Genomic DNA, 23,681 nt, shown 5'->3' with positions numbered 1-23,681 from the left:
CGCCCTGCACGCCCTCGACCGGCGTGACGCAGCAACCCGATTCCACTTAGCAAGCCGAATTCAGGCAGGAAACCTCATGACCGACGCGTTCGAACTCCCCAGCACTCTGGTCCAAGCCCTCCAGCGCCGTGCGGCACAGACGCCGGATCGACTGGCCCTGCGCTTTCTCGCCGAAACCGAGGAGCAGGGCGTGGTGCTCAGTTACCGCGAACTCGATCAGCGCGCGCGGACCATTGCTGCCGCGTTGCAGGCCCAGGCTGAATTCGGTGATCGCGCGGTGCTGCTGTTTCCCAGCGGCGCGGATTACGTCGCGGCATTTTTCGGTTGTCTGTACGCCGGGGTGATTGCGGTGCCGGCCTATCCGCCGGAGTCCGCCCGTCGTCATCATCAGGAACGCCTGCTGTCGATCATCGCGGACGCCGAGCCGCGCCTGCTGCTGACCAGCGCCGACCTGCGCGATGCCTTGCAGCAAATCGAAGGTGCGCCGCCGTTGCTGTGCGTCGATACGCTCGACAGCGCGCAGGCTGAACGCTGGGTTGAGCCGGCTCTGCCGCAAGATCACATTGCCTTCCTGCAATACACCTCCGGCTCCACCGCGTTGCCCAAAGGTGTGCAGGTCAGCCACGGCAATCTGGTGGCCAACGAGCTGCTGATTCGTCACGGTTTCGGCATCGACGTGAACCCCGATGACGTGATCGTCAGCTGGCTGCCGCTGTACCACGACATGGGCCTGATCGGCGGCCTGCTGCAACCGATTTTCAGCGGCGTGCCGTGCATCCTGATGTCACCTGCGTACTTCCTTGGCCGCCCGTTGCGCTGGCTCGAAGCGATCAGCCAATACGGCGGCACCATCAGTGGCGGGCCGGATTTCGCCTATCGTTTGTGCAGCGAGCGGGTCAGCGAATCGGCGCTGGAACGCCTTGATCTAAGCCGCTGGCGCGTGGCCTATTCCGGCTCCGAACCGATCCGCCTCGACACCCTTGAACGCTTCGCCGAGAAGTTCACCCCGTGCGGCTTCAGCGAAGCCAGTTTCATGGCCTCCTACGGTCTGGCCGAGGCGACCCTGTTCGTCGCCGGCACGCCGCGTGGCACTGGTATTCCTGCGCTGCGCGTCGATGTTCAGGCGCTGGCGCAAAATCGTGCCGAGCCGGGCGACGGCAGCCCGATCATGAGTTGCGGCATCAGCCAGCCGGAGCATGCGGTGCTGATCGTCGATCCGGTAACGCTAAACGAACTGGCTGACAACCTCGTCGGTGAAGTCTGGGCCGCCGGCCCGAGCATCGCCCACGGCTACTGGCGCAATCCCGAGGCCAGTGCCAAGACTTTCGTCCAGCACGCCGGCCGCACCTGGCTGCGCACGGGTGACCTGGGTTTCAGCCGCGACGGCGAACTGTTCATCACCGGTCGCCTGAAAGACATGCTCATCGTGCGCGGCCACAACCTGTATCCGCAGGACATCGAGAAGACTGTCGAGAACGAAGTGGAGGTGGTGCGCAAGGGCCGGGTCGCGGCATTCGCGGTCACTCAGGACGGTGAAGAAGGCATCGGCATCGCCGCGGAAATCAGCCGCAGCGTGCAAAAAATCCTGCCGCCGGAAGCGCTGATCAAAGCCATTCGCCAAGCGGTGGCCGAGGCCTATCAACAAGCGCCGAGCGTGGTGGTGCTGCTCAATCCGGGCGCGCTGCCGAAGACGTCCAGCGGCAAGCTGCAACGCTCGGCGTGCCGCAATCGTCTGGCCGATGGCAGCCTCGACAGCTACGCGGTGTTCCCGTCCGCCGAGGTGCAAAGTACCGCGTCGACCCTGGCAGCCTCCGAGCTGGAAGCCTTGATCGGCAAGATCTGGGCCGAACAACTCAACGTCAGACAGGTCGGTGCCGACGACCATTTCTTCCTGCTCGGCGGCAACTCGATTGCCGCCACGCAAGTGATCGCCCGAGTGCGTGAAGAACTGGCGCTGGAGCTGAATCTGCGCCTGTTGTTCGAAGCCCCGACCCTGTCCGCGTTCGCCGCTGCCGTGGCGCAGCAGCAACAGGACGGCGGCAGCGCCCAAGGCGCAATAACCACCTTGTCGCGCAGCGAAGCACTGCCGCAATCGCTGGCGCAAAACCGGCTGTGGATCACCTGGCAACTCGACCCGCACAGCAGCGCCTACAACATTCCCGGCGCCTTGCGTCTGCGCGGCGAGCTGGACGAAGACGCGTTGCGTGCGAGCTTCCAGCAACTGATCGAACGCCACGAATCGCTGCGCACACGTTTCTTCGAACGCGACGGTGTGGCGCTGCAACAAGTCGACGCCGCACCTGAATTCAACCTGCAACTGATCGACATCAGCGACCTGCCGGCGCACGAGCGTGAAGCCCGCGCGCAACAGATCCGCGAGGACGAAGCGCGCACCCAGTTCGACCTGGAAAAAGGCCCGCTGCTGTGGGTGACGCTGGTGCGTCTCGACGACGAAGATCACCAGTTGCTGGTGACGCTGCACCACATCATCGCCGACGGCTGGTCGCTGAACGTACTGATCGACGAATTCTCGCGCCTGTACGCTGCCGCCTCTCAAGGCCAGCGCGCCGAACTCGCGCCGCTGCCGACCCAATACGCCGACTACGGCAGTTGGCAGCGCCAATGGCTGGCGCAAGGCGAGGGCGAGCGGCAACTGGCGTACTGGAAAGCCCAACTGGGCGACGAGCATCCGGTGCTGGAACTGGCCACCGATCATCCGCGTTCGGCCAAACAATTGCACAGCGCTGCGCGCCACAGTGTGCGCCTCGGGGTCAGCCTCAGCGATGCGATCAAGCAGACCGCCCAGGCACATCAATCGACGCCGTTCATGCTGTTGCTCTCGGCCTTCCAGAGCCTGCTGCACCGCTACAGTGGTCAGCGCGATATCCGCATCGGTATCCCCAACGCCAACCGTCCGCGCCTGGAAACCCAGGGCCTGATCGGCTTCTTCATCAACACCCAAGTGCTGCGGGCCGAGGTTGATTCACGGCTGTCATTTGTCGAGTTGCTGGCGCAGACCCGCGACGCTGCACTGGGCGCTCAGGCGAATCAGGATCTGCCCTTCGAACAACTGCTCGAAGCGTTCCCGCAGGCCCGCGAGCAGGGTCTGTTCCAAGTCATGTTCAACCATCAGCAGCGCGACTTGAGTGCGCTCAAGCGCCTGCCGGGTCTGCTCGCCGAAGAGTTGCCGTGGCACAGCCGCGAAGCCAAGTTCGACCTGCAACTGCACAGCGAAGAGGATCGCAACGGGCGCCTGACCCTGTCCTTCGACTACGCCGATGAGCTGTTCGACGCAGCGACCATCGCGCGTCTGGCCGAGCACTTCAGCAACCTGCTGCGCGCCGTTTGCGAACAGCCGCAACAGGCAATCGGCGACCTGCCAATGTTGACTCCGTGCGAGCACGAACAGCAGCAGGCATGGAGCATCGCCCCGTGCACCCCGGCGCAACAATGGCTGCCGGAACTGCTCAACGAACAGGCGCGGCAGACCCCGGAACGCACCGCGCTGGTGTGGGACGGCGGCAGTCTCGACTTCGCCGAATTGCACGCCCAGGCCAACCGCCTCGCGCATTATCTGCGCGACAAAGGTGTCGGCCCGGATGTGTGCGTGGCGATTGCTGCCGAGCGTTCGCCGCAACTGCTGATCGGTCTGCTGGCGATCATCAAGGCCGGTGGCGCGTATGTGCCGCTGGACCCGGATTACCCGGCCGAGCGCCTGGCTTACATGCTCAGCGACAGCGGCGTCGAACTGCTACTGACCCAGACCGCATTGCTCGACCGTCTGCCGGCCAGCGACGGCGTCAGCGTGATCGCCATGGACGCGCTGCATCTGGAGAACTGGCCGAGCCAGGCGCCGGGTCTGCACCTGCAGGGCGACAACCTCGCCTACGTGATTTACACCTCCGGCTCCACCGGGCAACCGAAAGGCGTCGGCAACACCCACGCCGCGTTGGCCGAACGTCTGCAATGGATGCAGCACAGCTACCGCCTGAACGACAGCGACGTGCTGATGCAAAAGGCGCCGATCAGTTTCGACGTGTCGGTGTGGGAGTGCTTCTGGCCGCTGATCACTGGCGCACGTCTGCTGATCGCCGGCCCCGGTGAACACCGTGATCCGCATCGAATCGCCCAACTGGTTCAGGAATACGGTGTGACCACGCTGCACTTTGTGCCGCCGCTGCTCGCGCTATTCATCGACGAGCCGCTGAGCGCCGAATGCACCAGCCTGCGCCGAGTGTTCTCCGGCGGTGAAGCGCTGCCGGCGGAACTGCGCAACCGCGTGCTGGCGCAACTGCCGGCGGTGCAACTGCACAACCGTTACGGCCCGACCGAAACCGCAATCAACGTCACCCATTGGCACTGCACCACGGCCGATGGTGAGCGTTCGCCGATTGGCCGGCCGCTGGGCAACGTGATCTGCCGCGTGCTCGACGCCGATCTCAATCCGGTGCCGGCCGGTGTGCCGGGTGAACTGTGCATCAGCGGCATCGGTCTGGCCCGGGGTTACCTCGGTCGCCCGGCGCTGACTGCCGAGCGCTTTGTGGTCGATCCACTGGGCGAGCAGGGCGCACGTCTGTACCGCACCGGTGACCGTGCACGCTGGACCGCTGATGGCGTGATCGAATACCTCGGGCGTCTCGATCAGCAAGTCAAACTGCGTGGTTTCCGCGTTGAGCCGGAAGAAATCGAAGCGCGCCTGCTGGCCCAGGACGGCGTCGCTCAAGCCGTGGTACTGGTGCGGGAAACCGCCGCTGGCGCGCAATTGATCGGCTACTTCACCGCCATCGATGCCCGCGAAGATCAGGACGCGCAGATCGCCCGCCTGAAAACCGCGCTGGCCGCCGAACTGCCGGAATACATGGTTCCGGCGCAACTGATGCGCCTCGACGCAATGCCCCTGAGCCCGAGCGGCAAGCTCGACCGCCGCGCCTTGCCCGACCCGCAGTGGCAGGTGCGTGAACACGTCGAACCGGTCACCGAACTGGAGCAACAGATCGCCGCGATCTGGCGTGAAGTGCTGGGTCTGCCTCAAGTCGGTCTGCGTGACGACTTCTTCGCCCTCGGCGGGCACTCGTTGCTGGCCACGCAAATCATCTCGCGCAGCCGGCAGGCCTGTGACGTCGAGTTGCCGTTACGCGCGTTGTTCGAGCACAGCGAACTCGGTGACTTCGCCGAGCAGATCCGCCTGATCCAGGCCAGCGGCCAGACCAACCAGCAGCCGCCGATTGCCAAAGTCGATCGCCGCCAAGCGGTGCCGCTGTCGTACTCGCAACAACGCATGTGGTTCCTCTGGCAGATGGAGCCGGACAGCCCGGCGTACAACGTCGGCGGCATGGCGCGCCTGCGCGGGGTGTTGCACGTCGAGCATTTCGAGGCGGCCTTGCAAGCGCTGATCCTGCGCCACGAAACCCTGCGCACCACGTTCCCGAGCGTCGATGGCGTGGCCCGTCAGCAGGTGCATGCCGAGACCGGCGTGCGCATGGGTTGGAAAGATTTCTCGAAACTGCCGGCGGACCAGCGCGAGCAGAGGGTCCAGCAACTGGCCGACGAAGAAGCGCATCTGCCGTTCGATCTGGAAAGCGGCCCACTGCTGCGCGCCTGTCTGGTGAAGACCGCCGAGCAGGAGCATTACTTCGTGCTGACTCTGCACCACATCGTCACCGAAGGCTGGGCGATGGATATTTTTGCCCGCGAACTCAGCGCGCTGTACGAAGCCTTTGTCGATGACCGCGACTCGCCGCTCGAAGCGTTGCCGGTGCAGTACCTCGACTACAGCGTCTGGCAACGGCAGTGGCTGGAGTCCGGTGAACGTCAGCGTCAACTCGACTACTGGACCGCGCAACTGGGTCGCGAACATCCGCTGCTGGAACTGCCCGGCGACCGTCCGCGTCCGCCGGTGCAAAGCCACCAGGGCGAGCTGTTCCGTTTCGACCTGAGCGACGATCTTGCCGCCCGCGTCCGTGCGTTCAATGCGCAAAACGGTCTGACCCTGTTCATGACCATGACCGCCGCGCTCGCCACCTTGCTCTACCGCTACAGTGGTCAGACCGACCTGCGCATCGGCGCGCCGGTGGCCAACCGTATCCGCCCGGAAAGCGAAGGGCTGATCGGTGCATTCCTCAATACCCAAGTGCTGCGTTGCCAGCTCGACGGGCAGATGTCGGTCGGCGAGTTGTTCGAGCAAGTGCGTCACACCGTGATTGAGGGCCAGTCGCATCAGGACCTGCCGTTCGATCATCTGGTCGAAGCGTTGCAACCACCCCGCAGCGCGGCGTACAACCCGCTGTTCCAGGTGATGTGTAACGTGCAGCGCTGGGAGTTCCAGCAGAGCCGCATGCTCGCCGGGATGACCGTCGAGTACCTGGCCAACGATGCGCGAGCGACCAAGTTCGACCTCAACCTGGAAGTCACCGACCTCGACCATCGCCTCGGTTGCTGCCTGACGTACAGCACCGATCTGTTCGACGAGCCGACCATCGCACGCATGGCCAAGCATTGGCGCAACCTGCTGGAAGCGTTGATCGCCGACCCGCAACAGCGTTTGAGCCAGTTGCCGCTGCTCGACCAATCCGAGCAGCAACAACTGCTCGACAGCCTCGGTGTCGAACCGGGCGAACGTCGTCTCGATCAATGCCTCCATCACCTGTTTGCCGAACAGGCACTGGCGCGCAAAGACGCCCCGGCCCTGACCTTCGCCGGGCAGACCCTGAGCTACGCCGAACTTGATGCGCGGGCCAATCGCCTGGCCTGGGCCCTGCGTGAGCGTGGGGTCGGCCCGCAAGTGCGGGTCGGTCTGGCGCTGGAGCGTTCGCTGGAAATGGTCGTCGGCCTGCTGGCGATCCTCAAGGCGGGCGGCGCTTACGTGCCGCTGGACCCGGAATACCCGCTCGACCGTCTGCACTACATGATCGAAGACAGCCGCATCGGTCTGCTGCTTAGCGACCGCGCGATGTTCAATGCGCTTGGCGATCTGCCGTCGAACGTGGCGCGCTGGTGCCTGGAAGACGACAGAGCGGCGCTGGCGGATTACCCGGCCACTGAGCTGCCCTTTATCAGCCTGCCGCAGCATCAGGCGTACCTGATCTACACCTCGGGTTCGACCGGCAAGCCGAAAGGCGTGGTGGTGTCCCACGGTGAAATCGCCATGCATTGCCAGGCCGTGATCGAACGTTTCGGCATGCGCCCGGACGACTGCGAGCTGCACTTCTATTCGATCAACTTCGACGCCGCCACCGAGCGTCTGCTGGTGCCGCTGCTCAGCGGCGCGCAAGTGGTGCTGCGAGCGCAAGGACAGTGGGATGCGGAAGAAATCTGCGGGTTGATCCGCACCCATCGGATCAATGTGCTCGGCTTCACCCCGAGCTACGGCAGCCAACTGGCGCAGTTCCTCGCCACGCAGAATGAAACTCTGCCGGTGCGGATGATCATCACCGGCGGCGAAGCGCTGACTGGCGAGCACCTGCAACGGATTCGTGCTGCGTTCAAACCGAGTCTGTTCTTCAACGCCTATGGCCCGACCGAAACCGTGGTCATGCCACTGGCCAGTCTCGCCCCGGAAGTGCTGGAAGAGGGTGCCGGCAGCGTGCCGATCGGCAGTGTGATCGGTGATCGTGTGGCGTACATTCTCGATGCCGATCTGGCGTTGGTGCCGCAAGGCGCGACCGGTGAATTGTTCGTCGGCGGTGCCGGTCTGGCGCAGGGCTATCACGACCGTCCGGGCATCAGCGCCGAGCGTTTCGTGGCGGACCCGTTTGCCGCCGATGGCGGACGCATGTACCGCACCGGCGATCTGGTGCGCCAGCGTACCGATGGTCTGGTGGAATACCTGGGACGGATCGACCATCAGGTGAAAATCCGTGGTTTCCGCATCGAACTGGGCGAGATCGAAACCCGTCTGCTCGATCACCACTCGGTCCGCGAAGCGGTGGTGCTGGCGCTGGATGCACCGAGCGGCAAACAACTGGTGGGTTATCTGGTCAGCGAAGTCGCCGAGCAAGGCGAAGCGCAACAGGCCGAACTGCGTGAAGCACTGAAGTTGCACCTCAAGGCACAACTGCCGGATTACATGGTGCCGACGCACCTGATCCTGCTGGCGAGCATGCCGCTGACCGCCAACGGCAAACTCGACCGCCGCGCCTTGCCGGCACCGGATCCCGAGCTGAACCGTCAGCACTACGTCGCCCCGAGCAATGAGCTGGAGCAGACCTTGGCGCAGATCTGGTGCGAAGTGCTTAACGTTGAGCAGGTCGGTCTCAACGACAACTTCTTCGAACTCGGTGGCGACTCGATTCTGTCGATTCAAGTGGTCAGCCGTGCGCGACAGCAGGGCATTCATTTCAGCCCGCGGGATCTGTTCCAGCATCAGACCGTGCAGACCCTGGCCGCCGTGGCCAGCCGCAGCGAGCAAGTCACTGCCGAGCAGGGGCTGGTGGTCGGTGAGTCGGCCATGACGCCGATCCAGCACTGGTTCTTCGACACTGAAATCCCCGAGCGTCAGCACTGGAACCAAGCGTTGCTGCTGGAGCCGAGCGTGGCACTGGAACCGCATCGTCTGGAGCAGGCGCTGTTGGCGGTGATCGAGCAGCATGACGCCCTGCGTCTGCGCTTCACTCAGGCCAACGATCAATGGCAGGCAACGCATCAACCGGTGTCCGACGCCGAGGTGTTGTGGCAGGTGCGGGTGGCGGCGATGGACCAGTGCGCAGCGCTGTTCGCCGATGCCCAGCGCAGTCTCGATCTGCAAAACGGCCCGCTGCTGCGCGCCTTGCTGGTGGATGGTCCGCAAGGTCAGCAACGGCTGTTCATTGCGATCCATCACTTGGTGGTCGACGGTGTGTCTTGGCGCGTATTGCTCGACGATCTGCAAACCGTGTACCGCCAGCTTGATGCCGAACAGTCGGTAAAACTGCCGGCGAAAACCAGTGCCTTCAAGGACTGGGCGGCACGTTTGCAGGCCTATGCCGGCAGCGAATCGCTGCGCGAGGAACTGAACTGGTGGCAGACCCAACTGGCCGGATCGAGCGCCGACCTGCCGTGCGAAAACCCGCAGGGCGGACAGCAGAATCGTCACGCGCAAACCGTCAGCGTGCGCCTCGATGCCGAGCGTACCCAACAACTACTGCAACAGACGCCGCGCGCCTACCGCACGCAGGTCAACGATCTGCTGCTGACCGCGCTGGCCCGTGTGCTGTGCCGCTGGAGCGGTCAGCCGTCGGCATTGATTCAACTGGAAGGCCACGGCCGCGAAACCCTGTTCGACGAGATCGACCTGACTCGCACCGTCGGCTGGTTCACCAGCGCCTATCCATTACGCCTGACCCCGCACAACATCGAAGATGCGGCCGGGCAGGGCGCTTCGATCAAGGCGATCAAGGAGCAACTGCGCGCGGTGCCGCACAAAGGTCTCGGTTATGGCGTGCTGCGTTATCTGGCCGATGACCTCAGCCAGCGCAGCATGGCGGCGTTGCCGAATGCTCCGGTGACCTTCAATTACCTCGGCCAGTTCGACCAGAGTTTCGCCAGCGATGCGCTGTTCCGTCCGTTGGACGAGCCGGTCGGTGCGGCCCACGATCCGCAGGCGCCGTTGCCCAACGAGTTGAGCATCGACAGTCAGGTGTACGGCGGCGAACTGTTGCTGCGCTGGACTTTCAGCGGCGAGCGTTACGAGGCGCAAACAATCAACGATCTGGCCGACGCCTACCTCGGCGAGCTGCAAAGCCTGATCGAACATTGCCTGCAAGACCAGGCCGGTGGCCTGACGCCGTCGGACTTCCCGCTGGCGAAATTGACCCAGGCGCAACTCGATGCACTGCCGGTGCCGGCGGCGCAGATCGAAGACGTCTATCCGCTGACGCCGATGCAGGAAGGCATGTTGCTGCACACCTTGCTCGAACCGGGCACCGGTCTGTATTACATGCAGGATCGCTACCGCATCAACAGCGAGCTCGATCCGGAGCGTTTCGCCCAGGCCTGGCAAGCGGTGGTCGCCCGTCACGAAGCGCTGCGTGCGTCGTTCTGCTGGAACGTCGGCGAAGACATGCTGCAAGTGATCCACAGCCCGGGGCGCACGCCGATCGAGTACCTGGACTGGAGCGCCGTTGCCGAAGAAGAGCAAGAACCGAAGCTGCAGGCGCTGCTGAAAAGCGAACGCGAGGCCGGGTTCGATCTGCTCAATCAGGCACCGTTCCACCTGCGTTTGATCAAGGTCGGCGCGGCGCGTTACTGGTTCATGATGAGCAACCACCACATCCTCATTGATGCCTGGTGCCGCTCGCTGCTGATGAACGATTTCTTCGAGATCTACACCGCCCTCGGTGAAGGTCGCGAAGCACAGTTGTCGGTGCCGCCGCGTTACCGCGACTACATCGGCTGGCTGCAACGCCAGAGCCTGGCCGAGGCACGCCAGTGGTGGCAGCAGAACCTGCAAGGTTTCGAACGCACCACGCCGATCCCGAGCGACCGGCCGTTCCTGCGCGAACACGCCGGCGAAAGCGGCGGCATGATCGTCGGTGATCGCTATACCCGTCTCAACGTTGAAGATGGCGCCCGTCTGCGCGAGCTGGCCCAGGCCCATCAACTGACCATCAACACCTTCGCCCAAGCGGCATGGGCCTTGGTGCTGCGACGCCTGAGCGGTGATCGCGACGTGCTGTTCGGCGTGACCGTGGCCGGGCGTCCGGTGGAAATGCCGGAGATGCAACGCACCGTCGGCCTGTTCATCAACAGCATCGCGCTGCGGGTGCAGATCCCGGCGGACGATCAGCGCGCCAGTGTGCGCCAGTGGTTGAGCGGCCTGCTCGACAGCAACATGCAGCTGCGCGAGTACGAATACCTGCCGCTGGTGAACATTCAGGAGCAGAGTGAACTGCCGAAAGGCCAGCCGCTGTTCGACAGTCTGTTCGTGTTCGAAAACGCCCCGGTGGAAGTCTCGGTACTGGACCGTGCGCAGAGCCTCAACGCGACTTCGGACTCCGGTCGCACCCACACCAACTTCCCGCTGACGGCGGTGTGCTACCCGGGCGATGACCTCGGTCTGCATCTGTCGTATGACCAGCGCTATTTCGACGAATCGACCATCGAGCGCATGCTCGGCGAGTTCAAGCGCCTGCTGCTGGCGCTGGTCGAGGGTTTCCACGGCGACATGGCCGATCTGCCGCTGTTGGGCGCCGAGGAGCAGGACTTCCTGCTGCACGGCTGCAACCAGAGCGCCCACGACTATCCGCTGGAGCAGAGCTACGTGGCGCTGTTCGAAGCGCAGGTCGCGGCGCACCCGCAGCGCATCGCCGCCACTTGCCTCGATCAGCAACTCAGCTATGCCGCGCTCAACCACAGTGCCAACCGTCTCGGCCATGCGTTGGTCGCGGCCGGGGTACAGCTGGATCAACCGGTGGCGTTGCTGGCCGAGCGTAATCTCGATCTGCTGGGGATGATCATCGGCAGCTTCAAGGCCGGTGCCGGTTACCTGCCGCTGGACCCGGGCCTGCCGAGCCAGCGCCTGCAACGCATCATCGAGCTGAGCCGCACGCCGGTGCTCGTGTGCAGCGAAGCCTGTCGCGAACAGGCGCAGACCTTGCTCGATGAATTCAGCTGCGCCAATCGGCCACGGCTGTTGGTTTGGGAAGAGATGCAGGCGTTGGCGACGGCGCTGCACAACCCGGGCATTTACAGTGGCCCGGATAACCTGGCGTACGTGATCTACACCTCGGGTTCGACCGGGTTGCCGAAGGGCGTGATGGTCGAGCAGCGCGGCATGCTCAACAACCAGTTGAGCAAGGTGCCGTACCTGAAACTGACGGACGCCGACGTGATCGCGCAGACCGCCTCGCAAAGCTTCGATATTTCGGTCTGGCAGTTCCTCGCCGCGCCATTGTTCGGCGCGCGGGTGGACATTGTGCCGAACACCATCGCCCACGATCCGCAGGGCTTGCTGGTGCATGTGCAGGCGCAGGGCATCACCGTGCTGGAGAGTGTGCCGTCGCTGATTCAGGGCATGCTCGCTTCCGATCGCCTGAGCCTCGACGGCCTGCGCTGGATGCTGCCGACCGGTGAAGCGATGCCGCCGGAACTGGCGCACCAGTGGCTGCTGCGTTACCCGGACATCGGTCTGGTCAACGCTTACGGCCCGGCGGAATGCTCGGATGACGTGGCGTTCTTCCGCGTCGACCTGGCCTCGACTCGCGGCAGCTATTTGCCGATCGGTACGCCGACCGACAACAACGTGCTGTACCTGGTCGATGGCGCGTTGGAACTGGTGCCGTTGGGCGCGGTGGGTGAGTTGTGCGTGGCGGGGACCGGTGTCGGTCGCGGTTACGTCAGCGATCCGCTGCGCACCGCGCCGGTATTTGTGCCCAACCCCTTCGGCGCGCCGGGCGAGCGTCTGTATCGCACCGGTGACCTCGCGCGGCGGCGCAGTGACGGCGTGCTGGAGTACGTTGGCCGGGTTGACCATCAGGTGAAGATTCGCGGTTACCGGATCGAACTGGGTGAGATCGAGGCGCGCCTGCACGAACAGCCGGAAGTCCGCGATGCGGCGGTCGGCGTGCAGGAAGGCGTGAATGGCAAGCACTTGGTCGGCTATCTGGTCGCGGCGGATTCGGCGCTCAACCCGAGCGAACGTCTGGAGCGGATCAAGCAACGCCTGCGCAGCGAACTGCCGGAATACATGGTGCCGCTGCACTGGTTGTGGCTGGATCAGTTGCCGCACAACGCCAACGGCAAACTCGACCGCAAGGCCTTGCCGGCGCTGGAGATCGGTCAGTTGCAGAGCCAGGACTACCTGGCCCCGCGCAACGAACTGGAGCAGACCCTGGCCGACATCTGGGCCGAAGTGCTCAAGGTCGACAAGGTCGGCGTGCGCGACAACTTCTTCGAACTGGGCGGGCATTCGTTGCTGGCCACGCAGATCGCCTCGCGGGTGCAGAAAACCCTGCAACGCGATGTGCCGCTGCGGGCGATGTTCGAGTGCAGCACGGTGCAGGAACTGGCCGAGTACATCGAAGGCCTGGCGGCCAGTGACATGACCGAGGACAAGGTGGATCGCTTGAATGATCTGATGGCGGAGCTGGAAGGCTTGTAATTCCGGCGTCTTCACCGGCCCCTTCGCGAGCAAGCCCGCTCCCACCATTGGAATGCATTCCCCTGTGGGAGCGGGCTTGCTCGCGAAAGCGTCAGTGAATTCAACACAAATAAACCGGCATATTCACGTACATATCCAGGGTTGACGATCAACAACCGGCAGCTCAGTCTGCCGGTTCTCTTTTTTGTCGCGGGGGTGGTCGATGCCTTTCTTCACGGTTGACGGACAAGCGCTGCACTACATTGATCAAGGCACCGGGCCAGCCGTCTTGCTGGCCGGCAGTTATCTGTGGGACACGGCCATGTGGGCACCCCAGATCGCTGCGCTGTCGCCGCACTACCGGGTGATTGCCCTGGACCTGTGGGGCCACGGCGAATCCGGGCGCTTGCCGCCAGGCACCACCTCGCTGGATGACATCGCACGACAGGTCGAGGCCTTGCTCGATCACCTGCAGATCGAGCAGATAACGCTGGCGGGGCTGTCGGTCGGCGGCATGTGGGGCGTGCGGCTGGCCTTGTCGGCCCCGCAGCGGATCAACGGGCTGGTGCTGATGGACACCTACGTCGGCGTCGAGCCTGAGCCAACCCGTCAATACTATTTCTCGCTGTTCAAGCAGATCGAAGAAAGCGGCGAGATTGCGCCACAGTTGCTCGACATCGTGGTGCCGATCTTCTTCCGTCCGGGCATCGATCCGCAGTCGCCGCTGTATCAGGACTTCCGCGCCAAACTGGCGGCCTACACCACGGATCGCCTGCGCGAAAGCATCGTGCCGATGGGCCGAATCACGTTCAGCCGTGATGACCTGTTGCCGCGTCTGGGCGAGCTGAACGCCGCGACCACCCTGGTGCTGTGCGGCGACCAGGACAAACCACGACCGCCCTCAGAGGCTCAGGAAATGGCCGAACTGATCGGTTGCCCGTGGGTGCTGGTGCCGGAGGCAGGGCATATCTCCAGTCTGGAGAATCCGCAGTTTGTGAGCGAGGTGTTGTTTACCTTTTTGGCTGAGCGCAACCGTTAAACCGTGTCATCGTTCTTTTCGCGAGCAAGCCCGCTCCCACAGTGACTGCGGTGATCCCTGTGGGAGCGGGCTTGCTCGCGAAGAGGCCCGATCAGGCAATAAAGAATCCGGACTTATTTCGGCCCGAGAATCTTCGCCAGTTTCTCCGGCGAAGGCGCCCCTTGCTGCTGTTGCAGCTCACCCTTGTCATCCATGTAGAAAATCGCCGGAGTCGCCTGCAATTCCAGGTCTTCCATCAACTGCATGTTCGCCGCGAGTTTGGTCTGAACTGCCGCCGGGATGTCTTTCAAGGGTTTGAGTGTGCTGGCCTTGCCAGCCTTCTCATGGTCTTCCAGCGCCTTGGCCGGATCTTTCGCGGCCAGCAGTGCAGCGGATTTCGCCGGGCTATCTTCGCGGATGATCCCGACCATGATGTGCCGCAGCTGCACCTTGCCGGCCTTGACCCATGGCCGCGCCTGTTCCCAGAACATGTTGCAGTACGGGCAGTTCGGATCGCTGAACAGGTACACGGTGCGCGGTGCATCCTTGTTGCCGTCCTGAATCCAGTTGCTGGCTTCGAACTTGCCCCAGATTTCCTTGGCCATCGGCGCGTAGACCAGTTTCTGCAACGGCTCACTGCTCAAGTCCTTGCCGTCGGCGTCGTACAGATTGCCGAGCAAGACGTGCTGGCCGTCCGGTGTCAGGTACAGCGCCATGCCACGGTTCTGGTACTGCGCTGCATAACCGCGCAAGCCGTCCGGCGCGTCGAACTGACCGACGATTTTCGCGCCCTTGGCTTCGATCTGCTTGATCGCGGCGGGCAATTCTTCGGCGGCCTGAACCGACGGCAGGTGCAGCAGGGCAGTGCCCAGAGTCAACGTCAGCAGGTGGCGGAGGCGGGGCATGGCAGTTTCCTTGCAGAGGTGGCCGGTGCGGCGGTTGGATTCGGGATGTCGAAGTTTTCCAGGGCGCGGGCCAGGCTGGCGTTCGACAGTTCGCCCAGGTGGCTGCTCAGCAAGCGACCGTCAGGGCTGTAGAACAGCGTAGTCGGCAGCGCCATGGAACCCACGGCTTGACCCAGTCGGCCGCTGCGGTCGAACAGTACGTTGTTCAGGCTCAGGCCCTGGGTTTCGAGGAAGGTGGCAACGCTTTGCATGCTTTCGGCCTGATTGACGAACAGAAAGGTCAGGTCCGGGCGTTGTTGTTGAGCGTTTTCCAGCACCGGCATTTCACGCCGGCAGGGCGGGCACCAGGTTGCCCAAAGGTTGATCACCAGTGGGCCGCCCTGATAGTCGCTGAGCTGGATGGTTTCACCGGCGGCGTTACGCAGGGTGATTTCCGGCAGGCGCGTGCCTTGCTCGTAGATGTTCAGCGAGAGGGTCGCCAGCAGCCAGAACAGCACGCCGCTGGCCACACCAAAACCCAGTGGCCGACGCAGGCCCGGGCGGCGCCAGCCGCGATAAAGTGCAGCCAGCAGCAGTACGATCACCCCCGGCCAGGCGAGGAAACCGCCGTCGCGCAGGTCGATGATCTGCCACGGGTCGTTGCGATAGTGCCCCCAATACAGGGCGACAAACGCCACGCGCGCCGCAAGCATGCCCAACAGGAACAGGCTGAACAGCGCCGACTCGGGGTTATCGCCGCCACGCTTGGCCACCCGCCAGCCGACAAAGGTCGCCAGCGCCAAGGCACTGATCAGCAGCAGGTGGTTAAGCGCGATGGCGAAGGTGCCGAGGGTGAACGTCAGCATCAGTTGGCGTCTCGAGTGGTGGTGGTCCAGCGTTGCAGGAATGTATCGGCATCGACCTCGCCGGTGATGCGCTGGCTACGCCGTTCTTCGCCGTCGGCGCCAATCCAGACAAAACTCGGTGGCCCCGGGACTTTGTAGCGGCCGAGCAGCTCGCGGCTGGCGGCATTGTCGGCGGTGACGTCGAGGCGCAGCAGGCGCACATCGCTCAGCGCCTGCATGACCTTGTCCTTGCCGAACACTTGTTTCTCCATGACTTTGCACGACACGCACCAGTCGGCGTAGTAATCGAGCAGCACCCATTGGCCCTGAGCCTTGGCGCTATCCAGTTCGCGTTGCAGGGCTGCGGGATCCTTGATCGTGGTAAACGCCTCATGCCCGCTCGGCGTGGCGCTGGCGACCCGGCCGGCGCTGTACACCTGCAACGGCTGATACGGATCGTCACTGCCACCGGCAGCACCGATCAGCAGCAGGCTGCCCCACAAGCCGAGCAGCAACGAACTGGCGCCGAACACCTGGGCGACCCGGCCGAAGCCTTCCGATTGCTTCCAGGCACAGAACGCGGCGATCAGCAGCAGCGCGCCACACAGGCCCAGCCACAACGAGGCGTCCAGCACCGGGCGCAACATCAGCAGCGCAGTGGCCAGGAACAGGAAACCGAAGATGCCCTTGAGCAGGTTCATCCACGCGCCAGGTTTCGGCAGGAAGCGATTGCCGACGGTCACCAGCAGCAACAGCGGCACCCCGATACCGATGCCCAACGCGAACAGAATCAAACCACCGTGCAGCGCATTGCCACTCTGCGCGATGTACAGCAAGGCGCCGGCCAGCGGCGCGGTCATGCACGGGCCGACCAGCAGCCCGGACAACGCACCGAGTACACCGGCACCGATCAGGCTGCCACCGCTGCGACTGCGCGAGGCGTGTTCGAGGCGATCCCGCAAGGCCACCGGCAACTGCAATTCAAAGAAGCCGAACATCGGCAGCGCCAGCACCACAAACACTGCGGCAAATGCACCGAGCAGCCACGGATTTTGCAGCCATGCCTGCAGGTTGGCGCCGAGCAGGGCGGCGATCACCCCCATCGCCGCATACACCAGCGCCATGCAGATCACATAACTGCTGGCCAGGGCGAAACCGCGGCGTGGGGTGGCACCGCTACCGACTATCATGCCCGCCAGAATCGGCAGCATCGGCAACGAACATGGGGTAAACGCGAGCAACAGGCCGAGGCCGAAGAACACCAGCAGGCTCCAGCCGAGCGCCCGTTGTTGCAGGCTGCTGGCCAAGGCCTGATCCGGCGCTTCGGCACTGGCTGTCGGCGTCGCTTTGCCGCCCAGATCGATGACCCGGGTTTGCGGCGGATAACACAGGCCGGCATCGGCACAGCCTTGGTAACTGACTTTGATCTGACCGCTGGCCGAGGCCGCGACTTTGACTTCCAGCCCCTGGCGATACACCGGTTGTTCACCGAAGAACTCGTCACTGTGCGACTCGCCCTCGGGCAACGCCGGCTGTTGCTCGGCCGGCAAACCGTCGAATTTCAGACGTTTCTGGTACAGGTAATAGCCGTCGGTGATTTGCCAGAACAGCTGGGTTTCCCCGGATTCAAGGCGTTCGGAAGTCAGCACGAAGGCTTTGTCGACCGGCAGAAACTCCGGTTTGGTCTCGAATGGATTGTTCCCGGCCTGGGCCAGGCCGGAAATCAGCAGTGCAAACAAAAGAAAAAAATGACGCATGGAGGAGCCTTGTCCCTGTGCAAGTGTGGGCACCATGGTGGATGGCGATTAACCGATGATTAACCGCCCCGCACGCTGTCCGATGGACGGCCCGAAGCAGATGCGCTGATGCCTGCAAAAGGTCTCGGTTTATCAGCAACCCGGGCCAGCGGATTTCGGAGATTGTATACGCGCCACATGTTTTTTTCGCGTCTTGATCATATCGGCGGGCCGGTTGTCATTCAGATAAACATAAAGACAAGATTTCGTATCTCGGAGTTATTCGTTGCCGCTGACATCTTGCTGTTTGCCAATGGCTCAACTTCGCTTGATAAAGCTTATTAATATGGTTGCGGGTTTGACTGTTCTGGCGGGTAGGGACAAGGTGCGTAGTATTGTTGGCGATTAATCGATGCTTAATCGCCAACAATCATTCACTTGAAAAAAGTGTTTTCAGCCGCGCAGCAGTCCTGGCCAGGATTCGTCGTCAATCTGGATGGGATCGGACTCAACCTGATTTTCCTGAATGTTGTAGCGGATGTATTCATCCTTGTCCAAGAACAGATACCAGTAACTGTCCGCCAGCGTACGATCGTTTTGCGCACCCGTCATGATTCGGTCCTGATATTGGGCCAACCCAGGCCATGTTTCATCATTAATGGTTTCTTCGACAAGTGTCTCATAACCAAAATCAAGCCTGAGCGCCTTGCCGTTGTCCATCAGGAAACGGAACAACTGTGCTCGGCCCGGTATGGTTTGCCACCACGTTCCTGCAATGATCCGGTCGAAGTAAGGCACAAGTTTATGCCAGCGTGATTCCTGAACTGGAACCGTGCTGATGCAGCGTTCATCGTCCTGATCATATTTGGTGACATAGGGAGTGAGTCGATCCTCTCCATAATGAAATAGCCACAGGATGTCTCCGTCTATCCTGTCAGTGTCGAGTCCAGTGGTCGTAAAACCAAACCGCAACTGATAGGCGTCATGAAAGTCATCCCAATTCCCGGATACCTCCAAAGGATATTTTTCAGGTACTTTGTTTTCTGCCAGGCTGAAGCGCGAGTATATGTTGTAGTGCGTGAAAAAGAAGTAAATCTGGTCTTTGCCTGAGCGCCAGTCAACAGCGACGGCCTTTCCTAATCGAGACATGTTTAGTCCTTTAATGGTTGTTGAAAAAAGCGTTGTTGTTAATCGTGTGCAGTCGATGTTAGTTGCACAGCTTGATTTTTAATATGCCCGGTATGTTTCAATTTGAAAGTTGCGCCTGGCGGTTGTCGATCAGATTGGAACGCAGGTAGATGACCGACTCTTTACCTGACGTACTGCGGTGGTGGGTGCGGCTACGCAGCGTTTCTCTCGTTAAACGGTACACTTGGCATAACTGCGGCTTAATCTTCGGCTGCTTGAATGGCGTTTTTGCTCATGGAGCCCCCATGCACGTACTGGTTTGTGAAGACGATGAACTGATCGCCAGCGGTATCGTGGCCGGTCTCACGGCGCAGGGCCTGACGGTCGAGCACATCAACACCGCCTCGAAAGCACGGGCGATGCTCAAGGTCGCCGAATTCGACGTGATGGTGCTCGATCTCGGCCTGCCCGACGAAGATGGCCTCAAGTTGCTGCAACAATTGCGTCAGCAGGGTCTGGAAATTCCGGTGCTGATCCTGACCGCGCGCGACTCGGTGACTGATCGCGTCGATGGCCTGCAGGCCGGGGCTGACGATTACCTGCTCAAACCGTTCGATTTGCGGGAGCTGTTCGCCCGTCTGCAAACCCTGTTGCGCCGGGTCGCCGGACGCAGCGTCAACCTGATCGAACACGGTGCGCTGACCTACGATCCGAGCAGCCGTGAAACCACGCTGGCCGGGAAACCGGTGGAATTGTCGCGTCGCGAGCAATCGCTGTTGCAGGCGCTGTTGCACAACCGTGGCCGGGTGCTGTCCACCGAGCAGTTGAAGGACAGCGTCTATGGCTTCAATGACGAGCTGGAAAGTAATGCGCTGAACGTGCACATCCATCACCTGCGCAGCAAGCTTGGCAAGGGTATTGTCGAAACCGTGCGCGGTCTGGGCTATCGCCTCGGGCCGGCCGATGGTGGAGAACAACAGAAGTGATGAGTCTGCGTCTGCGCCTGAGTCTGACCCTCGGCGCCGCCTTCGCCCTGATCTGGGCGCTGGCCGCGGCCTGGATGCTCAGCGACTTGCGCAATCAGATGATGTTTTCCCTCGACCAGCGTCTGGTAGCCTCGGCGCGCATGGTCGCCGGGCTGCTCGAGCAATTGCCGGCGCTGCCGAGCAAGGGCGAGGGCACCCATTTCAGTGCTGAACAATTGAACATTCCCGGCGGCATGGCCTGCCAGGTCAGTTCGCTGCGTGGGGAGATTCTGGCCCGCAGCCACAGCAGCCCCGAGCAAACCCTGGAAGCGGAAAAAATGGGCTTCCACGACCAGATGATCGACGGCGCGCCGTGGCGCAGTTTCACCCTGGCCAGGGGCGATGTGCGGATCACCACCGCCGATCGGCAGATCGAGCGCGAAGCCCTGAACATGTCGATCCTGCTGGCGGCTTCGGTGCCGGTTGGTGTGGCATTGCTCGGTTGTCTGTGCCTGTTGTGGCTGGGCATCGGCCAGGGCCTGGCGCCGCTCAATCGACTGCGCGAAGCCTTGATGCGACGCAATGCCGACTCGCTTGAGCCGTTGCAGTTGCAGTCGTTTCCCAGCGAGCTGAAACCCTTGCTCGATACGCAGAACCAGCTGTTCCAGCGCATCGGCAAGACCATCGAGCGTGAACGCCGCCTGACCGGTGACGCCGCCCACGAACTGCGCAGCCCGCTGACGGCGATCAAGACCCACCTGCAGGTGGCGCGCATGACCGAAGGCAGCGCCCGCGATCAGTCGCTGGCGCGGGCCGAGGAGGGCGCCGACCGCATGCACCGCACGCTGGAGCAATTGCTCTTGCTGGCGCGGGTCGAGGGCAGTCTGTCGTTCGACGACGGCGTGCAGTGCAGCGCCGAGCAGGTGGCGAAACTGGCGATGCAGGATGCGGCCGGCGGTGAGCGTCAGCGCATCAAGCTGCAATTGCCCAAGCAGCTCTCCAGTGCGCCGGTGCAAATGCCGGCGGTGCTGTCGATTGCCGCGCTGCGCAATCTGCTCGACAACGCCCTGCGCCATACCCCGGCGGACGCTAGCGTGGAATTGAGTCTGGAAACCGTCGGCCAGCGCGCACGCTTTGTGGTACGCGACCATGGGCCGGGTATCGCCGCCGATGATTTGCAGCACCTGACCCAACGTTTCTGGCGTAACGGCCAGAGCACCGGCTGCGGCCTCGGCCTGGCCATCGTGCAAGCCATCGTCCAGCGCTGCGCTTGCTCCCTGCATTTCGACAGCCGCCCGGATGGCTTGCGCGTCGAGCTGACCATGCCGCTGCAACCTGCCTGAACCACCAAAAATCCCCTGTGGGAGCGGGCTTGCTCGCGAAGGCGGCGTGCCAGTCAGCAACGTATCGACTGACCGGACGCCTTCGCGAGCAAGCCCGCTCCCACAATTGGGGTTTGTGCTGTGGCACATCAAATGTAACGTCTCTGCATTGGTGATTCGCCGGCCCCGGCGTTAAGGTCGGGGCTGCTCTGACTCAATGGATTGAGGGAACGCGCCATGGAAGCACCGATCTGCATTTGCCCGGCCAGGCCGGCCGATGCCGGCCTTATCAGCCGCATCATCGAGCGTTCGATCCGCGTCGGTTGTGCGCTCGACCACCGCAACGACCCGCAACTGCTCAGCCGCTGGATTGACCTACAGTCCGCCGACGTCATCAGTGCGCACCTTGCCGATCCGCATTTCTATTTGAACATCGCCTTGCTGCAGGACAAGCCGGTGGGCGTCGGCATGGCGGCGGGCAGCGGCGACATCGGCTTTTGCCATGTGCAGCCGGAATGGTTTCGCCGTGGTGCAGGGCGCGCTCTGATGACTGATCTTGAAGGTTGGCTGCGGATTCGTGGTGTGCCACAGGTGAGCGTTTCCAGCACCCGTATCGGTGCGGCTTTTTATCGGCATCTGGGTTACCGCGAGACGGCGCCGGCCTTAACCGATCAGGGCCTGCACCGGGTTGCAATGCACAAGCCATTGGCGGTGCCCGACTGACAACTCGATCTGGGGTCTAAATCCTCGCCCCGCTTAAGCGTTTCCAGAACAGGAAAACCTGCATGTGCGCCCCGCGACCGGAACGCGCACCTGTGCGGTGTGCTGTTTTGGTCACTATCCATAGCGTATTGAGGGGTCGAGAGATGTCAGTCGCCACCAGCCTTATCGAAGAGTCGTCGGCCCGGATCACCTCCGCGCCGGCCGAAACCCTGTATCAGTTCAACGAGTCACCACTGCTGGCCCGGCAGAGTCAGCAGGAATCCAATGCCCGCAGCTATCCGCGGCGCATTCCGCTGGCGCTCAAACGTGCCAAGGGCCTGTATGTCGAAGATGTTGAGGGCCGTACGTTCATCGATTGCCTGGCCGGTGCCGGCACCCTCGCGCTGGGGCACAATCACCCGGTGGTGATCGAGGCGATTCAGCAAGTGCTGGCCGATGAACTGCCGCTGCACACCCTCGACCTGACCACACCGGTCAAGGATCAGTTCGTCCAGGACCTGTTCGGGCTCCTGCCACCGGCATTGGCGGCCGAGGCGAAAATCCAGTTCTGCGGCCCGACCGGCACCGATGCGGTGGAAGCCGCGTTGAAACTGGTGCGCACCGCCACCGGGCGCAGCACCGTGCTGTCGTTCTCCGGCGGTTATCACGGCATGAGCCAGGGTGCGCTGAGTCTGATGGGCAGCCTGGGACCGAAGAAGCCACTGGGTGCCTTGCTCAGCAACGGCGTGCAGTTCATGCCGTTTCCCTATGACTACCGCTGTCCGTTCGGCCTCGGCGGCGCGGCCGGGGTGAAAGCCAACCTGAGTTATCTGGAAAACCTGCTCAACGATCCTGAAGCCGGCGTGCAGTTGCCGGCGGCGGTGATCGTCGAAGCGGTGCAGGGTGAGGGCGGGGTGATCCCGGCCGATATCGAGTGGCTGCGTGGCTTGCGCCGGATCACCGAGAAGGCTGGCGTGGCGCTGATCGTCGATGAGATCCAGAGCGGTTTCGCCCGTACCGGCAAGATGTTTGCCTTCGAGCACGCCGGCATTGTCCCGGACGTGGTGGTGTTGTCCAAAGCCATCGGCGGCAGCCTGCCGCTCGCGGTGGTGGTCTATCGTGACTGGCTCGACACCTGGCAGCCGGGCGCCCACGCCGGCACGTTCCGTGGCAACCAGATGGCGATGGCGGCTGGTTCGGCGGTGATGCGTTATCTGCTCGAACACAAGGTCTGCGAACACGCTGCCGCCATGGGCGAGCGTCTGAGCGAACATCTGCGGATCCTGCAACGCGACTTCCCGCAACTGGGCGATATTCGTGGTCGTGGCTTGATGCTGGGCGTTGAGCTGGTGGACCCGAACGGCGCGCCGGACGCCCTCGGTCATCCGCCGGCATTCGCGCGCCTGGCACCGCTGGTGCAGCGTGAATGCCTCAAGCGGGGGCTGATTCTGGAGCTGGGCGGCCGGCATGGTGCGGTGGTGCGCTTCCTGCCGCCGCTGGTGATCACGGCTGCCGAAATCGATCATGTCGCCGAGATCTTCGGCCGCGCCTTGGCTGCCGCCACCGCCGCCGAGTAAATTTTTCGCAGCGTCGAACGTTCTATCTACATACCCGGCTGCACCCCAGGTGCAGCCTACCCTTACACCGATGGAGAACCAGCATGACGTCAGTATTCGACCGCGAGGACATCCTCTTTCAGGTCGTGGTCAACCACGAAGAGCAATACTCGATCTGGCCGGATTACAAAGCTGTGCCGGAAGGCTGGCGCACCGTGGGCAAGAGCGGCCTGAAGAAGGAATGCCTGGCCTACATTGAAGAAGTCTGGACCGACATGCGTCCGCTGAGCTTGCGTCAGAAGATGGAAGGGCAGGCGGCGGCTCAGTAATTTATCCGCCAAAAACAAACCCGCTGGACTGGTGACAGGCAGCGGGTTTTTTCATTCCTGGCAATGGTGTTGTTCTAGCGGGCCTCTTCGCGAGCAAGCCCGCTCCCACATTGGATCTGTGGTGCGCACAACTCCCCTGTGG

The 23,681-nt window shown here is 62.8% G+C and carries 11 protein-coding genes; 7 read left to right on the top strand and 4 right to left on the bottom strand.

Annotation, left to right across the window (positions count from 1 at the left end; translation table 11 throughout):
- Positions 1-76 precede the first annotated feature (76 nt).
- Positions 77-13,075: a non-ribosomal peptide synthetase gene (locus ACVHNU_RS15980; protein ID WP_473017789.1), complete on the top strand. Its 12,999-nt coding sequence runs from the start codon at positions 77-79 to the stop codon at positions 13,073-13,075.
- Positions 13,076-13,277: 202 nt separating this feature from the next.
- Positions 13,278-14,093: an alpha/beta fold hydrolase gene (locus tag ACVHNU_RS15975; RefSeq protein WP_473017787.1), complete on the top strand. Its 816-nt coding sequence runs from the start codon at positions 13,278-13,280 to the stop codon at positions 14,091-14,093.
- Positions 14,094-14,206: 113 nt separating this feature from the next.
- Here the strand turns inward: ACVHNU_RS15975 and dsbG are convergent, their stop codons facing one another.
- The 4 genes from dsbG to ACVHNU_RS15955 form a co-directional block, all read right to left on the bottom strand.
- Positions 14,207-14,977: a thiol:disulfide interchange protein DsbG gene (gene dsbG / locus ACVHNU_RS15970; RefSeq protein WP_201136961.1), complete on the bottom strand. Its 771-nt coding sequence runs from the start codon at positions 14,975-14,977 to the stop codon at positions 14,207-14,209.
- Positions 14,953-15,822 carry a TlpA disulfide reductase family protein gene (locus tag ACVHNU_RS15965; RefSeq protein WP_003226672.1) on the bottom strand — a complete coding sequence of 290 codons (870 nt, stop codon included), beginning with the start codon at positions 15,820-15,822 and terminating at the stop codon, positions 14,953-14,955. Before ACVHNU_RS15965 ends, dsbG begins: the two co-directional genes overlap by 25 nt.
- Positions 15,822-17,558, bottom strand: coding sequence for a protein-disulfide reductase DsbD (gene dsbD / locus ACVHNU_RS15960; RefSeq protein ID WP_473017786.1), 1,737 nt, complete (start codon positions 17,556-17,558; stop codon positions 15,822-15,824). The genes ACVHNU_RS15965 and dsbD overlap by 1 nt, the downstream gene beginning before the upstream one ends.
- Positions 17,559-17,990: 432 nt before the next feature.
- Positions 17,991-18,686 carry a hypothetical protein gene (locus tag ACVHNU_RS15955; RefSeq protein ID WP_003226670.1) on the bottom strand — a complete coding sequence of 232 codons (696 nt, stop codon included), beginning with the start codon at positions 18,684-18,686 and terminating at the stop codon, positions 17,991-17,993.
- A gap of 284 nt (positions 18,687-18,970) precedes the next feature.
- Between ACVHNU_RS15955 and ACVHNU_RS15950 the strand changes: the two genes are divergently transcribed.
- The 5 genes from ACVHNU_RS15950 to ACVHNU_RS15930 all read left to right on the top strand — a co-directional run bounded on the left by ACVHNU_RS15950 (position 18,971) and on the right by ACVHNU_RS15930 (position 23,539).
- Positions 18,971-19,651, top strand: a complete 681-nt coding sequence (locus ACVHNU_RS15950; RefSeq protein WP_473017785.1) for a response regulator — start codon at positions 18,971-18,973, stop codon at positions 19,649-19,651.
- Entirely contained in the window at positions 19,651-20,973 is a 1,323-nt protein-coding gene (locus ACVHNU_RS15945; RefSeq protein WP_003226668.1) for an ATP-binding protein, read from the top strand. The genes ACVHNU_RS15950 and ACVHNU_RS15945 overlap by 1 nt, the downstream gene beginning before the upstream one ends.
- 216 nt (positions 20,974-21,189) lie before the next feature.
- Positions 21,190-21,675, top strand: coding sequence for a GNAT family N-acetyltransferase (locus ACVHNU_RS15940; protein ID WP_003226667.1), 486 nt, complete (start codon positions 21,190-21,192; stop codon positions 21,673-21,675).
- 143 nt (positions 21,676-21,818) lie between these two features.
- Positions 21,819-23,231, top strand: a complete 1,413-nt coding sequence (locus ACVHNU_RS15935; RefSeq protein WP_226501878.1) for an aspartate aminotransferase family protein — start codon at positions 21,819-21,821, stop codon at positions 23,229-23,231.
- A gap of 83 nt (positions 23,232-23,314) precedes the next feature.
- Complete coding sequence (locus ACVHNU_RS15930; protein WP_003226665.1) at positions 23,315-23,539, top strand: MbtH family protein; 225 nt, start codon at positions 23,315-23,317, stop codon at positions 23,537-23,539.
- Positions 23,540-23,681 lie beyond the last annotated feature (142 nt).

Source organism: Pseudomonas sp. Ors-4-3C, assembly GCF_055755035.1.
This window is presented reverse-complemented; position numbering and strand designations above follow the sequence as displayed.